At 58.5% G+C, this 15,672-nt stretch carries 11 protein-coding genes and 3 pseudogenes; all 14 read right to left on the reverse strand.

Going from position 1 to position 15,672, the window contains the following annotated elements; genetic code table 11:
- The coding region (locus tag E5W87_RS24835) for a DUF2285 domain-containing protein (protein WP_367118870.1) at positions 1-358 on the reverse strand (358 nt) is incomplete at its 3' end.
- On the reverse strand, positions 264-692 hold the full coding sequence (locus tag E5W87_RS36155) for a DUF6499 domain-containing protein (RefSeq protein WP_367118871.1): 429 nt from the start codon (positions 690-692) through the stop codon (positions 264-266). The genes E5W87_RS24835 and E5W87_RS36155, both read right to left, overlap by 95 nt.
- A 25-nt stretch (positions 693-717) precedes the next feature.
- Positions 718-1,350 (reverse strand): acyl-homoserine-lactone synthase, encoded by a 633-nt coding sequence (locus tag E5W87_RS24840; RefSeq protein ID WP_292403574.1) that lies wholly within the window; start codon positions 1,348-1,350, stop codon positions 718-720.
- Between the two features lie 87 nt (positions 1,351-1,437).
- A complete protein-coding gene (locus E5W87_RS24845) occupies positions 1,438-2,136 on the reverse strand; it encodes a LuxR family transcriptional regulator (protein WP_367118872.1) in 699 nt (232 codons plus the stop codon).
- Between the two features lie 292 nt (positions 2,137-2,428).
- On the reverse strand, positions 2,429-3,835 hold the full coding sequence (locus E5W87_RS24850; protein WP_292403580.1) for an aminotransferase: 1,407 nt from the start codon (positions 3,833-3,835) through the stop codon (positions 2,429-2,431).
- A 167-nt stretch (positions 3,836-4,002) separates the two neighbouring features.
- Entirely contained in the window at positions 4,003-4,500 is a 498-nt protein-coding gene (locus tag E5W87_RS24855) for an Lrp/AsnC family transcriptional regulator (RefSeq protein ID WP_292403583.1), read from the reverse strand.
- Positions 4,501-4,725: 225 nt separating this feature from the next.
- Positions 4,726-6,269 (reverse strand): annotated as a pseudogene (locus E5W87_RS24860) (fumarate hydratase).
- Between the two features lie 6 nt (positions 6,270-6,275).
- Positions 6,276-7,708 (reverse strand): annotated as a pseudogene (locus tag E5W87_RS24870) (NAD-dependent succinate-semialdehyde dehydrogenase).
- A 204-nt stretch (positions 7,709-7,912) separates the two neighbouring features.
- Positions 7,913-8,839 (reverse strand): annotated as a pseudogene (locus E5W87_RS24875) (LysR family transcriptional regulator).
- Positions 8,840-8,964: 125 nt separating this feature from the next.
- The gene (locus E5W87_RS24880; RefSeq protein WP_292403595.1) at positions 8,965-9,867 is read right to left on the reverse strand and encodes a CoA ester lyase; all 903 of its coding nucleotides are present in this window, start codon (positions 9,865-9,867) and stop codon (positions 8,965-8,967) included.
- A 133-nt stretch (positions 9,868-10,000) separates the two neighbouring features.
- Positions 10,001-11,152 (reverse strand): CaiB/BaiF CoA-transferase family protein, encoded by a 1,152-nt coding sequence (locus E5W87_RS24885; protein WP_292403598.1) that lies wholly within the window; start codon positions 11,150-11,152, stop codon positions 10,001-10,003.
- A 15-nt stretch (positions 11,153-11,167) separates the two neighbouring features.
- Positions 11,168-12,421 carry a methylaspartate ammonia-lyase gene (locus E5W87_RS24890; RefSeq protein ID WP_292403601.1) on the reverse strand — a complete coding sequence of 418 codons (1,254 nt, stop codon included), beginning with the start codon at positions 12,419-12,421 and terminating at the stop codon, positions 11,168-11,170.
- A 65-nt stretch (positions 12,422-12,486) separates the two neighbouring features.
- Complete coding sequence (locus tag E5W87_RS24895; protein ID WP_292403605.1) at positions 12,487-13,482, reverse strand: succinylglutamate desuccinylase/aspartoacylase family protein; 996 nt, start codon at positions 13,480-13,482, stop codon at positions 12,487-12,489.
- Between the two features lie 8 nt (positions 13,483-13,490).
- Entirely contained in the window at positions 13,491-14,654 is a 1,164-nt protein-coding gene (locus E5W87_RS24900) for a Xaa-Pro peptidase family protein (protein WP_292403608.1), read from the reverse strand.
- Between the last annotated feature and the right edge of the window lie 1,018 nt (positions 14,655-15,672).

Genomic DNA, 15,672 nt, shown 5'->3' on the forward strand with positions numbered 1-15,672 from the left:
GCCCTTCTCCGATCAGCGCCTCAGCGATCTCTCGGTGCGATGCTGCAGCGAGCGACCCGTCGAGGGCGCGAAGAACGAAGGTCAATCGGGCTCCGCGTCTTTCGGGCGGAAACAGGCGGGCGGGCAGTTGTCCATCGAGACAAAGGGCATTGAGGCACTCGAGCCCCCACAAGCGATGTTTCAAAAGTGCTGGGGGCCAAATAGCCTCTGCACGCAGGCAAACGGGCCGCAGGATATCCGCACCCGAAACTGCGAGGTGGAGGCTATGCTCCGCATCGCGAAGATGGACGTGCTGGCTCTCGTCGGGTCCCAGCAGGACTGTCGTCCGACATGACAATGCCGTCAGGTTGAACGGCAATGCGGTTGGCGACGCGGACGGCTGTTCCGCGACGACCGGCAATACATTTGCGCACTGGCGCGGGCACCAGAACACGGCCGCAGCGCGTGCGTAAGACTGGGCGAAACAAAACACCCCAGCGCGAGAGATCGCCGGCGGAACTGATCACGTCGACATGGGCTCCACGAGACAGTGTCTTGGCCTGCTGGAGCGCAGCGAGCAGATCAAGCTGGAATGCCGGGTTGCGACGCAAGAACTCCCAAGCCCAGCCACCCGACGTCAAATGAGTGGTGCAGTCATAGGAGCAGTGATCCTGCCAGTCCTGATCGGCATCTGGCGCGACAGATATGGGCATGACCGTGCTCCCCGCCGCGCGTGATTCATGCCACCCGGCAAAGCACCGGCGCCCACAGAACCGGACCGCCAATGCCACCGTTTTTCCGCACCACCTGGAGCATCAGCGGTGAAACTTCGAGATAGCCTGACAGGGCGCGGGTGACGCCAACGGTTTGCGGCTCTCCGATTCGCTCAAGCGGCCAGCCGGCGCGACGAAGGATGCGCTCCATGCGCAAGTCGGTGACCGTCACAATGTGGCTGAGCTGACGAGAGAGGCCTAACTCGATCATCCCGGCGAAGAGTTCGTACGTGGCGATCGCAATACCGCCCGCTCCCTTCGGTGCGGACGAAGCAGTGTCGAGCGCGAACCGGCTGCTTTCCCATATGCTCGGGTGCTCAGGTGCCGTCTTTCCCTCCAACAGCATGGGAAAGGTGTCGCGAAGCATGGTCGGGCCGGTCGAGGGCAAAAGGCGCACGCAACCCTCTACCCGACCCTCGAAACCGCGCAGCAACAGGTAGTGAGGTCTGAGCGAGTCAAAGGAATCGATCTCGAAGCCGCCATTTCCTCTCACCTCCCAGTCGAGCCTCTCCTTGAAGACACGGTAGCGAAGGCGATGCATGGCATGCAGGTCGTCGGCAAAGTCCTCGTAGCAGTCTGGTGAAATCAGCTGGATCATCAAAGGCCTCCTCGCGGGCGAAATTTCCCCGGTATTGGAGGCGAAGCTTTGCGCTTGCACTACCTGTGCAACTGCACAGGTAGACTGTCAGTGAGACGAGGATTTCGAATTGACGAAACGCGCAACCAACTGGCTTCTGGTCGTTACGCCGAGCTTCCTGCGGGCGTTATCGAGATGAAACGCGGCTGTGCGCCGCGTGATCCCAAGGATGCAGCCGATCTCCCAGGCCGTCTTGCCACGTGCTGCCCATTGCAGGCACTCGTACTCGCGCGCCGTCAAAGGCACACCGTCAACGATTCGGTCAGCGGACAGTTTTCGTTGAACGAACGTGTGAAAACAGGTCGCAGCGTATGGCAGATCGTCATAGCGGTCCGCGACGCGGAAAAATGCAGGATCGCGCTTGTCAGCGGCAAAGGTCATCGCCGCAAAATTGCCTCGGAGATCGACGATCGGGATCGTCAAACCACAGCAGATGCCGAATTGCGCGGCTTCGTCAAAGACCCTCTGCTCCGATTCTGATGGCTCAACACCCGGTAGTGCAGAGCCCCATCGAAATGGACATCCGCCGACGCGGGCACGCACGATCACGGGATCGATGCTCTGGTACTGGTGCTCAAGATAGCGCGCTGTCCAGGGCGCCGGATAGTTGGAGATCAGCGTGGGCTTGTCACCTGGCCGCGGCGGCAGCGAGAGGTAGGCGAAGGCGAGCAGGTCGAATTGTGAGCTCACATAGGCCAAGGCGCTGTGGAAATCGACCTCATCGAGGCCTTCCGAAAGCTGTTCCAAAAATCTTTCGAAGACAGATTGCATGTCTGCCCTTGTCGGCGCTTTCCTTGGGTCTTCGGCAACTTGCTCGCAGGTGGCAGCAAGTCCAGGTGCTCGGCATTATAAGCCTTTCATATGGAGCATTCTGGTCTTCTCAATATCCATTTACTGTCGGGATGTAGTGGACCTTCAATATCTCAGAAATACGCCCTGCCGGCGGGGAGGTGCACCGACAGGGCCCGCCGCCAAGCCCGCGGTCAAATGGGAGGACCGGACAACAGCAGCGAAACAAGTGACTTGGGATTCACAAAGATTATACGGCGCCTTCCGCCTTCAGAGCGCGGTACGTCGTTTCAACTGACTTCGCCGTCGCGTCGACGATGATGTCGACTTCGTTTCGGGTGATGATCAGTGGCGGGGCAAAGCCGAGGGTATCGCTGTGCGGCATGGCCCGGCCGATGACACCGTTCTCAAGCAGAGCAGCGGCGGCCCGCACGCCAACCTGCAGCTCGGCCTCAAAAGGTACGCGGGCTTTGGGATCCCGCATCAGCTCCACGCCGGACAGAATTCCAACGCCGCGAACTTCGCCGACAATAGGATGTCCATCCAATTCGGCTTTCATGCGGGAAAGCCAATACGGCCCGACATCCTGGACGTGCTCCAGAATCTTTCTTTCCTTGAGGACTTGGATGTTGGCAAGTGCGGCCGCCGCGCAAAGCGTATGCCCGGAATATGTCCAGCCATGGCCGAGAGGTCCATGCTTCTCCGTTCCTGCTTCCAGGACCGACCAGACGCGGTCGCCGATAATTGACCCGGAGATGGGGAGATAGGCGGAACTCACGCCCTTGGCGATGGTGACGAAATCCGGGCGCATGCCATAGAGGTGGGAGCCGAATTTCTCACCGGTTCGCGCGAAGCCGCAAACGACTTCATCGGCGATCAGAAGGATATCGTACTTATCCAGCACCTCTTGGATGGCCGTCCAGTACCCCTTTGGGGGCGGAACGATGCCCCCGGTCCCAAGTGCCGGTTCTCCAATAAAGGCTGCAACCGTATCTGCGCCCTCAACAAGAATAAGGGCTTCAAGTTCGTCGGCGCATCGCCTGGAGAAGGCTTCTTCGGTTTCGCCCTCACGCGCCTGGCGATAGTAATGTGGCGTGGTTGTATGGCGCACCAGATTCAAAGGCAGGTCAAAAAACTGATGGAAGAACGGAAGGCCTGTCAGGCTACCGGTGACCAGCCCGGAACCGTGATAACCGCGGTGTCGCGAGATGATCTTCTTCTTTTCAGTGCGACCGAGGATGTTGTTGTAGTACCAGACAAGCTTGATGTTGGTTTCGTTAGCATCGGAACCGGACAGGCCAAAATACACCCTTCGCATGTTCTGTCCGAAATATTCGACCACGGCCTCCGCCAAACGGGCAACAGGCTCCGTGCCTTGGCTGGCATAGACATGCGCAAACGGCAGGTCGTGCGCTTGCTTGGCAATGGCGTCAGCGATCTCTGTGCATCCATATCCCATGTTGACGCAGTAGAGCCCGCCGAAACCGTCAAGGCTCTTTCGCCCTTCAGTATCCCAGATGTAGACGCCTTCTGCTCCGGCCATGATCCGGTTTGGCGTCTCGCCACGGCTGTGTTTTGCCAAGTGCGTGGACGGATGAAAGACGAAGCTCCGATCCTTCTCCTGGATTTGCTTGGTTCCCAGATTGGTCAGGCTCATTGCCGCTCTCCCGTTGATCGCCCCGGCGGAGAACACTCAGTCAGCCGCTCGTCACGGGGGTAATTATATCGCCGGACATACCTCACGTTCCACGGCAATACGGGCCCGCGGCCGACGAATTCACGGAACTTGCCTCAATCTCCGTGGAAAACACGGCCTCCAGAAACTCACCGCTCTCTTGGTGCCGACAAGGGGATCGGCGAATTGGATTTGACGGATTTCGTCACAACAAGGCTGTAATATTGGTCGATCCCGAGTCCAACCTGCAGCAATCCCTCCATGAGTTCCTGATAAGCCGCCATAGAGGGAGCTGCAACGCGCATCAGGTAATCGACCCGGCCTCCGACAGCCCAGCAGTCCAAAATTTCCGGGATGCCCTGAATTGCCGTCTCAAAGTGTCGTTGGTCTTCGAGGCGGTGACGATCCAGCACCACCTCCACCATCACGAAAATCACGCCACCGGTCAGGGCCGGACTGAGCCGCGCGTAATAGCCTTCAATAGCCCCTGCAGCTTCCAGTATACGAAGCCGCTCCGAGCAAGCCGACGCTGACAGATGAACGCGCTTGGCAAGCTCGCTTTTCGATACCCGACCGTCTGCTTGCAGCTCGGACAGAATCCGAAGGTCCCAAGCGTCCAAGCGTACGGTGTTGAGTTTCGATTTCATGGCCTTGCCGGGCTGAATATGGCTTTACGTTTAGGCTGCTTTTGGGTTTGCGCCAATTGCATCCATGGTGCCGACGTGCCAGCTCAGCGTTGCGTTCCTCGCAGGCGGTGCTGGCGCACGCATGGGCCCATTCGCCCAGCTTGCCCAAACAAAAGCGCGGCCTTCTCACTGCCCTTTCGGAGTCTATGGATAAGCGAGGCAGAACGGATTGCCTAACGGGAATAATCAAACGCCGATGTTGCGCGCGATGCTATCGGCAGCCATGCGCTTGCGCCACTCAATCGGCCCGGAATTGTGAATCGAGTTTCCTTCGACATCGACAGCCATGATCACCGGCATGTCCTGGACCTCGAATTCATAAATGGCTTCCATGCCCAGGTCTTCAAAGGCAACGAGCCGCGCGGATTTGATTGATTTTGATATCAGGTATGCAGCGCCACCCACTGCAATCAGATAGGGCGTCTTGTATCGGGCAATCGATGCAATAGCCGTTGGCCCCCTCTCCGCCTTACCGACCATTGCGAAGAGCCCGGTTTGCGCGAGCAATTTTTCCGTAAAATCGTCCATGCGGCTGGAGGTTGTCGGGCCAGCCGGGCCGACAACCTCCTCCCTCACCGCGCGGACGGTCCGACATAATAGATCACGCGTCCCCGCAGATCGACCGGAAGCGGCTTGCCGGCGTCGATCATGTCGACCATGCGCTTATGGGCGGCATCACGGCCGGTCAGCATCTTTCCGGATAGAAGAAGCGTCTCCCCACACCGCCACGATGCTGTTTCTTCCCTCGTCAGCCCATCCAAGTTGACCCGGCGGACGCCGGTTGTTTGCACGTCCTCAGCATCGATCTGGGGCCATTGGGAAAGATCGGGCGGTTGGAGCTGCGCTGCTCCTTTACCGTCCAACGTGAACGTCAAGTGCCTATTCGCGGCGCATTGCGGGATGAGTGCTACGGGCTTGGACGCCGCATGGGTTGGATAGGTTGCAACCTTGACATCAACGACGGTTGTTAGACCCCCGAGTCCCTGCGCACCGATGCCCAGCCCGTTAATTCGCTCATAGAGCTCAATGCGCAGCGCCTCCTCCGCGCTTGATGGCCCCTTGGCGATAAGATCCGACATGTCGATGGGTTCGTTCATGGCCGCCTTGGCCAGCAGCATCGCCTTTTCGGCGCTGCCACCGACACCGACCGAGATCAGCCCTGGCGGGCACCATCCGCTGCCAAGCGTCGAAACGGTATCGACCACCCAGTCGGCAACGGACGCGCCGGGGTTAAGGGTGGTGAAACGCGCCTTGTTTTCTGACCCGCCGCCTTTTGCGGCGATGGTGATCTCAATCTGGTTGCCTTGCACAAGGTCGACGTGGACGACTGCGGGCGTGTTGTCGCGAGTGTTCAATCGTCCGGCGAGCGGATCTGAGACAATCGACGGTCGTAGTGGATTGTCGGGATCGAGATATGCCCGACGAACGCCTTCATTTATGAGGTCTGCAAAATTGGCGGCAGACTTGATACGAACTCCCATCCCGACCTTGGCGAACACCACCACGAGACCGGTGTCCTGGCAAATCGGCCGGCGCCCAAATGCCGCCATCCGCGAATTCAGCAGTATCTGCCCTATGGCGTTCTTCGCCGACGTGCTCTGCTCGCGCGCATATGCCAGCGAAAGGTACCGGATATAGTCCGGAGGATGGTAATACGAGATGTACTGAAGGGCGTCGGCGACGCTCCTTGTGATGTCGCGACCGGCGATGGTCCGTGTTCTATTTCCCACCGGATTTTATCCAAATGAACCGAGGCCATTGACCATTTTCAGAATCTGGAAGCTTCGCACCCCCTGCTCGCCGCCTTCATATCCATAGCCGCTTTGCTTGACTCCTCCATAAGGGGCATCAGCGGAAACCCCTTTCAGGTAATTCACACTAACAGCGCCCGCAGAAAGACCGCTCACAAGCCTCTGTTGCGTATCGGCCGCGCCAGTAAACAAGTAGGCGGCCAGACCGTACTCCGTGGCGTTGGCTTCATCGATCGCCTCCTCGATCGTGTCGAACGGGGCCACAGTCAGGATCGGCCCGAACGGCTCGTCATGAAGCACTTTGGCAGCTTTGGGTACCCTGTCAGGATGGTTGGCGGCCAGTAAAAGCCTGGCTGATCCACGCGAGCGCCACCGGTTTCTATGCGGGCGCCGCGATCCACCGCGCCCTCGACAAGACGCTGCATGGCCTCGATCCGCCGCGCGTTTGCCATTGGCCCCATCTCCGTCGTCGGGTCGTCGGGTGGGCCGATCTTGATCTTGCGGGCGACTTCGGTCATCCGGGATAGAAACTCTTCATAGAGGGGCCGGGCGACGAGGATTCTGCTGGGCGCATTACAGCTTTGGCCCGCGCACTCGAACTTGTATTCCGAAATTGCCGGAACGGCCGTTGCGAGATCCGCATCCTCGCATACAACGACCGGGGAATGCCCGCCGAGTTCAAGGACACACCGCTGCAAATTGTTCGCGGCGAGCTTGGCCAGGTGTTTTCCAACGGCGGTGGAGCCCGTGAAAGTCAAGATCTTCACGATTGGCGAGCTGAGCAGATGTTCAGAAATCTCCGCTGGCACGCCGAAGACAAGATTAACCACGCCGTCCGGGATACCTGCCTGGCGCAAGACTTCGACGATGTGGATGGCAGCACTTGGTGTCTCTTCAGCCCCTTTGAGGATCACGGGACACCCTGCCGCCAAGGCTGGGGCAAGCTTGCGGGCGATAAGCACTGCGGGATAGTTCCAGGGCGTGAAGGCAGCCACCACGCCGAGCGGCTCGGGCACGATCATTCGGTTCGGGCCATGTGGAATAGGGGCCGAGAATTCTTCGGCGTGCGTGCCGTACCACTCCAAGGTTTCGACTGCGCGCGCGTATTCGCCTGTTGCTTCGGCAATCGTCTTGCCCTGCTCTGTCGACAAATCTTCTGCTGCGTCTCCCACCTTCGTCGACAGGATTCTGGCGGCCGCAACAAGGATTTCGCCGCGATCCTTCGGCAGTCGCGAGGACCACGCCCGGCGGCTAGCCTCTGCAGAAGCCAAGGCATCGTCCAGGTCCGAAGCCGACGCCGCGGCCACCGAGCCAAATACCTTCTCTGTAGCCGGGTTCGTCACCGGCAAAGTAACTCCGCCACTTCCGGCTCGCCACCTGCCGTTAATGAAAAGGTGATAGGTCGTGGCGTTGGACATCGGATGCTCCGCTTGAGTGAATTTGCCAGGACGAGAACGGCCGATATCTGAACCGTGCACCGTGCCTCGCTCCTCAGCGATTTTCATCGCGATAGTCGCATGCGGTCAAATATCGAATGTCGCCCAACGCCATCTCGAATCCAGATTGACACCGCTAACGCAGCCGCGAAGATCGATCGCACTGAGAATTCGTCTCGGAATTCCCTAAATCCGGTCCGGAACCGTGGCTGACCAGTGCTTGCCCTCGATCAAAGTCTTTACGACCGTGGGGATCAGCTTGCGGACCGCAGAGACGGCTGGAGAGCGCTCATCTTTCGGGTTGACGGCAAGCACAACGGAACGGGTGATCACCGGATCAATGATCTTAACCGTCCGGACTTGGCCTTGAGACGCCTCTTTCTGAATGGCCGACGGGGTAGGATGGAATAGGCCTTCCCTTCCATGACCATATTGATGATCGTGGAAAGGGAGTCGACTTCGAATCTGACGTCCAGAACACAACCGTGTTGGGCAACGACATCAGCCACCGAACGCCTGACATTGTTGTTGCGCATGGGAACCGCCAGCGGAAACGCGTGCAGGTTGGCGAGCGGTATCGAATCTTCGAAAGGCGGTTCACCGGGCGGCACCACCAGGCAAAACTCTTCGCGTGCCAGCACTGTCATTTGCCCCACACTCTCGGCAGTGCGGTAGAGGACAGCCAGATTGAAGCGGCCAGAACCCATCCACTTCCTCCAACGGTCCCGTCATGCCCTCGATCATCTTAAGCGAGATTCTCGGCAATTCGCTTCTTACCGATTCAAGCAGGGGACCGCTAAGGACGCGAGCGGCTCCGGACGGAATGCCAATGGTCACCTCTCCGGAAGGAGCAGCCACCGAGTTGGTCAGTTCGGCCTCGGTGAGCAGAATTTCCTTCAGGATGATCCGCGCGCGCTCAAGCAGCTTGTCTCCGGACGCCGTGACGCTGACACCGGTCCTGTCGCGCACGAGCAGCTGGGTGCCGAATCCTTCCTCGAGTTGACGCACATGCAGGCTTAGAGCGCTTTGAGCAACGTTGAGGGTCGCAGCTGCCTTCGTGAAACTGCCGGCTTCAACGACGCCGACAAAGTATCTTAACTGCCTGATGTCCACGATGAACAAATCCAACCGGGGCATGATCCCCTGTGTTTCCTATCTATCTCGAAACGAGATGGCAGGCAAGCCACAAAACTGTCGCACTCGTTCGAAAACAGCCTGTCCAGCCGCTGATTAAAGGCTCAGTTATTGCTGGAGAAAGCCAGGATCTCGTGGGCGCGCCGCACCACTGGCGGATCGATCATTTTGCCATTCAACGAGAATGCGGACAGTCCACGTGTGGCGGCATCATTTTCCGCCGCGACGACTTTATGGGCCCACTCGAGTTCCTGTGCGCTTGGCGAGAAAGCCTCATTGAATATGGCCACCTGTGTCGGATGGATCGCCAAGGCTCCGGCAAAGCCAAGCCGCCGCGCACGCACCGCGGCTTCACGCAGTTTATGCGTGTCCGAGAACTCGCCGATGCTTCCTATGAAGCCCAGCGGGAGCAAGCCGGCCGCACGGGCAGCAAACAGAACAGAAATGTTCGGCGTCAACAGAAGGTCGAATTCCGGGGCGCCGCTAACAGCGGCACTGAAGTCTCCAGGACCAAGGGCCATTGCGACCATCCTTGGATGCGCCGACGCAATGGCCGCGAGTCTTTGCAAGGCGCCCGGGGTCTCGATCTGGGCAAGGAACCGGATGCGTCCCAGCGAAAGATTTCTTTCTCGTTCAAGTTCTGAAACCGCATTCGCGATCTCTAAAATCCACTCTGCTGAATCCGTCTTCGGAAGAACCAGTGCGTCAACACCAGCGATAACGGCTGCATCGAGATCCGCCGCCAAGGCGCGCAAACCATGATTCACGCGGACCAAAACAGATGCACCCTTGAGGGCCACCTTTGCCACGGATTCAGGAAGCTGCCGCCGTGCCTCGCCCTTCTGATCCTGGGGAGCGGAGTCCTCCAGGTCGAGAATGACGCCATCTGCACCCCGCTCATGGGCCGTCTCCACAAAGCGCGCAACGTGAGCGGGGACGAAGAGCAGCGATCTCCAGCGGGGTACAGGCATCGCGCTTTCAACGGCCGTAAAGGTGTCCTTGATCATGGAGCCGCCTCTGCGATCGATTTTAGCGAGGGCGGTGGCAGTGAGCTTGCTGGGCAGCCGATGCGCTGAGATGATCTGAGGTGTGCACGCTCTGTGCAAATCGCGAGCGCACCCATCTTGCCGAGAAGCGCGCTCACGCTGAAGCGGCTCTTTCGCGCAAAAGCCCTAGAACCTCCTCGCGGATTGCCTCGGTATGCGCGCCAAGAGCCGGAACTGGACGCAGCCAGGGGCGCTCTGAGTTGAAAATCGCCGCCGGCGCTATCGTCTCAACGGTTCCTTCGGGTGTTCCAACCTGCACCCTGCGAATGTGTGGATGCTTTGAAACATCCGCCACTTCGTTCAGTCGACCATATGCTAGGCCGGCCGCCTCGAGCTCCTGCATTGCTTGATGGCAGGACAGTTCGGAAAACCGCCGTTCAATGATCTCGTCAAGTTGCGCACGGTGACCGAGACGCTCCATATTCTCAGCAAAACCAGGTGCGCGTGTGAGCGCCGGCTTCTTCAGGAACTTCTCGCAGAAATTCACCCATTCACGGTCATTCTGAACCGAAAAGATGACCTCTTTGCCGTCGGCGCAACAATATGCGCCATAGGGCGCTAGCGACGGGTGTTTCACGCCAGCGCGTACCGTGTGGTAGCCGCTGTAGTCGTTTTGCAAAACCGGAACATTCATCCAGTCGGCGACGGCATCGAACAGTGACACCTGGATGCTGGTGCCTTCACCGGTGACCTCGCGGTGATAGAGCGCCTGAAGAATGGCGCTATGTGCTGTCATGCCCGCCGAGATGTCGCAAACCGAGACGCCTACACGCGCGGGCCCTTGTTGGTTGCCGGTGATCGCGCATAGGCCTGTTTCGGCCTGGACGATGAGATCATAAGCCTTCAAATGGGAATACGGCCCGCTGTCCCCGAAACCAGAGATGTCGCAGGTGATCAGCCGCGGAAAACGTCGACGGAGATCAGCAGACGCGAAACCCAGTCTTTCGATGCTGCCCGGTTTCAGATTCTGGATGAAGACGTCAGCAGCGGCAATGAGCCCGTCGAGGACCTCGCGGTCCGACTCCAACCTCAGGTCTAGACAGACCGACTCCTTGCCCCGGTTGAGCCAGACGAAGTAAGCGCTCTGCCCCCGGACCAACTTGTCGTAGTTTCGGGCAAAATCCCCTTCGGGTCTCTCGACCTTGATGACGCGGGCGCCGGCGTCAGCAAGACGAGACGATGCATAAGGCGCGGCGACAGCCTGCTCCACGGCTACGACAGTGATCCCCTCAAGAGAGTTCTGCATGCGACACCGTGCTTTTCATCCAACGTTTTCGTTTTGAGTCCGACGACGGTTCAACATCGCCAGCAACCGGTTTTGTTCGTTCCCAACAATTGAGAATGCCTCGTCGACTCCCATTCCGGGCTTTGCAAGCATCATGTCGGCCTGGGTTGCCACCGATACGTGGACAGAAGCCTGGGCGGAGAGATCGGTCTCGGTACAGCTTCCCCCGACATACGCTCCTACCTTGTTTGCCTTGCAAATGAGAACTGCGCGCGCGGTATCGGCGATTGAGCCCACGTCTGGCGTCTTGATTTGGACCAGATGCGTGGCCTTGGCTTCGGCAAAGAGCCGGATATCTTCAAGCGTATTGCATCTCTCATCCACGACAATGCGGACGCTGGAACCCCGGTCGTCCAAAATCGATACGATCTTGGCGTAGTTCTCAATTTGAGCTTGCGTCGAACCAAAATCCGCCGGGGACTCGATGTTGAGCGTGAAATCCGGGATGGTATCTGCAACCTTGCAGATAAAGTCGGCGATGCTTTGGGGCTCCAGGCCGATTTCCTGCCCGATCCAGCCATACACATCGAAATGCAGCACCGGATGATACCCCGGGCGGCCGATTTCGCGCGTGCGCGTCGCAACCCACTTCACGAATTCCATGAAGGTCAGTCCGTCGGCGCCGAATTTCTGCCGTGAGTTGATCAGCCCGTGCGGGAGCACATCCACGGCCTTCAGGATCATTTTGTCGACGTTGATTTCGCGAGCATCGCCGCTCTGGCAATAAATCGGGACCCTGCACGTCGGCAGCGGCAGGTCAAATTCACTGCATACGACCTCCGCCATCGTCGTACGGTGAAGGTGGGCCGCTGCGCGAAGGAGCGCCTGGCTGACGCCATACTCAATCGCGAGAGGTAACCGCTTGTGTTCGAAGGGCTCGAAAACCTTCGCGCAGGCATCGAGGTAACCAGACGCATCGACATCAAGAAGCCGGGGCACCACAACCCGCGACGTCACTTCGGAGATTTGAGCAGTTTCAAACAAAGGATCGCGTCCACCAGCACCAGAATACTGAACGCCCATCATGTCGCCCCAAACGACGGTGTCGTCGGTAAGGACAAGCCCGACGCTCAGCGAAGATGCTGGAACGCGAATGAACGTGAAGCAAGGCGTTATCGGTTCACCGACATAGATTAAGCCGTCCTGTGAGGCGCCAGCCCGGATAGCAGCTTGGTCGTCATAGAAAAATGCACCATTGCCTGGCGCGAGGAGGACATCTTTGATCTGCACTTCAATTCGCTCGATTCTGTTATACTGTATTGGCTGCTGGAAGCAGTCCGACGCCCACCCCACCCTCAGCGTTCGAGCGGGCGTGCAAGCATTGCCACCGCCTCGTCGACCTCCATATACCTCGCGGATTTTACCGCACAAACGACGGACCCGGCAGGCGCGCGAATATCAATGGACCCAGCCGACAGCGACTCCATCGGATGCAGGACGCCGATCAGATCTCCCGGCTTCACTTCGTCAAGCACCGAGCAACGCGGTTCGAAGATGCCCGGCGCGGGCGATTTCAGCCGGTCAGACAAGAGGGTCTCAAATGTCTGGCTGGACTTTCGTTGACGGAAGGTAGGACACTCGGCTTCTTCCTCAATGAGCCCGAGCGCGATGAGGGCGTTGCGTACGCCAGCTTCGTAGATCGAGAGAACTTCAGATCCAACGGCGCCGCCGCCGAGTTCAGCGCAAATAAAGACCTTGCCTTGATTATGAACAAACGTATCGAACATTCCAGGCGTGTCGTCGTGTTCCCAAATTAATGTCATGGGAAATTTGAATGCTTCTGCCATTTTGACTGTCTTGGCCATCAGAGCGGCGTTCGCAATGGGATGCGTGACGACCGACGGTGGAAATTCCCACTGTGGTCCGAAGCTATGCAGATCAAATACCGTGTCGGCCATCGGCACCAACAGGCGAGAGACGGCATCCGCGATGCGTTCGGTTACCGAGCCATCAGCGCGGCCAGGAAACTCTCGATTGAGATTCTTCCCATCGACCGGCGTGTTGCGGGTCCAAGCCTGAACAGCCAGTGGATTGATCTCCGGGACGATGATGACCCTTCCGCAGGTTTGCGCTTCGGGCAGCCACTCGACAAGCCGTCGTGAAACGATTGGCCCTTCCAATTCATTGCCATGATTTCCGCCCGTGATGAGGAGGCGCGGTCCCTCCCCTTTGTTGAGGCAGAAGACCGGAAGCGAAAGCGCTTCGCAGTCCGCGCCCTTTGCGACAACAAGATGCCCTGTGCTCATGCACGGCGCATTGAGGTCCAAGGTAAGGTGTGATGCGTTGCTCATTGTTCGCCTTATGCACGATACAGTGTGTGGGGGGTGCGGCTGAGGATTTCTGCGCCGTGCTCTGTCACCACGACGTGCTCGCTGGTTCCAACCAGGTAACCACTTTCTCCGCACAGGATGATTGGCATATGCAATGTCATGTTTGGTTTAAGTATATCCGTAGCGCCAGGCTGAAGGCTGATGTTGCCGCGCTCCAACCAGTTGATGCCGGTTTGGTAGCCGACCCGGTGATTGAGCAACTCAGGACGCCCATGGCGCTTGAGCACCTCTCGCCCGGCGGCATCAACTTCGCCGGCGGTCGCGCCAGGCTTGATCGCAGAAATAACCGCCTCCAGAACTTCAATCGAGAGGTCGTGCAGATATTCAGTTTCGGCATGTCGGCCAAGTACAGCGCTCCGGACCAGGCCACAGGGGTATCCGTCCTTCATGCCACCAAGTTCCATGAAAGCTGGCTCATTGTTACCAATCGGATGCGGCTTCGGACCGCCGTGCGAAAGTTTCGTCCGCTCCCCAAACAGCAGGGTCATGGAACTCGACCGCAATACACCCCCTGCCTTCTCAACCTCCCGCTCAATGTTCTCGGCCACTTCCGATTCCGTAATGCCCTCCCGCAATGATTGCTGGAATGTTCTGACGGCCACATCCGTCAGTTCGATTGCAAAGCGCATGGCTTTGAGTTCCATCTCCGTCTTTACGGCTGCCACCGCCGCTACCAGACGAGTCGCGTCAGCGAATTTGGTATCGGGAAGCTGCTCCTGAAGCGCACTAACGTCCGCTGGCGCAAGATTCCAGCAGCCGAGCTCGAGCCCAATTTTACGCCCATTCAAACCAAATCGGCGAATTGCATCGGCACACACCGGGGCAAAGCCATCCTGGTCGCTGTAGGTAAGTATTTCCTGGACGCAGCTGCTTGGACGAACGCCGCCCAATTCATACTCCCGGACGACGAAGGTCGGCTTTTGTCCCGGTACGAGGATCAATGGGAACGGCATGAAATATGCACCGCGCCCGTCATATCCGCTAAGGTACTGAAGGTGGCCATGAGCGGTTACCAAGAGGGCGTCGAGATTGGCTCGTTCCATTGCCTCGAACACTTTCTGCTGACGCCGTTCATACTCGGCATTAGGGAATGGAAGGCCCGTCAGTGGAACTGCTGAAGATGTAGTGGTCACAGATCACCTCAATTGCCGACTTGCTGTTTAGACGGGGCGCCATCCCGCTAACCGTAGGTTCGGCGGCAATCCGAATGCACGGCCGCTTCGCATCTTCGTCTTATCGGAGGTTCACCCGCAACAGCGGCTTGCGTCAAATGCTGTTTCCATATTGTAGTCATCTAGCCATGCGATGGATCTTCAAGATACATGCTGGCAAGCCTCGCCCGGCTGAACGTTACCGACAAACACGGGCCAGACACAGACGATAGCGTTGGCCGGCAGAGGTCCGACTTTCATGGGTGGGTAACTCTGTATGGCGCCTGGTCGTTCGTGAGATTGGGAACCCCCATGCATTGGTACTGCATTGCCCCGTAATCACTGATTCCATCCTGTCGGAAACATCCGGCAAGGGAGATGAAGCGATGGCAAACAGGAGGTAATTGGTGGAGCTCATCTCCGAAGAGAGCGCCGAACTGAGTGCGCTGATTTCCAAGGGCAAGAGCCCGGCGAGGGCCATTCTCAAGGCGCGCATTCTGTTGAAGGCCTGACCGGGGCGAAGGCGGCGCGGGGTGGACGGATGCGCGCATCTGCGAGGCGCTTGATACCAACGTGACCAAAGTTTCGCCGTGTGCGTGCGAAACTGGTCGAGGACAGGTTGGACGCTGTGTTCACGCGCAAGAAGCCCACGCGCCCGCCGATCTGCCGATTTCGACGGTGAGACGGATCAGAAAAGGCGCAAGTGGCGCGTTTTCCCGCCGAATGGCCAGGCCAAGCTATCGCACTCGCCTGCTCGCAGCCGCCCGAGGGCCCTGCGCGCTGGACGATCTGTCTGTTTGGTGGATAGGGTCGTGGAGCTTGAATTTGTGCCAACGGCGCATTTCAATACGGTCGGTCGCGCGTCAAAAAATCTCCAGCCGCACTGCAAAGCCTATTGGGTGATCCCGCCCAAAACCAACGCCGCTGCCGATGCGACCGGGACAAGAGGCGCGTTAAGATGAAGCCGCCTGGATTGCGCCGGACCTAATGGCTTCCTGAT

This window comes from Mesorhizobium sp. (assembly GCF_004962925.1).
Classification (GTDB): domain Bacteria; phylum Pseudomonadota; class Alphaproteobacteria; order Rhizobiales; family Rhizobiaceae; genus Mesorhizobium.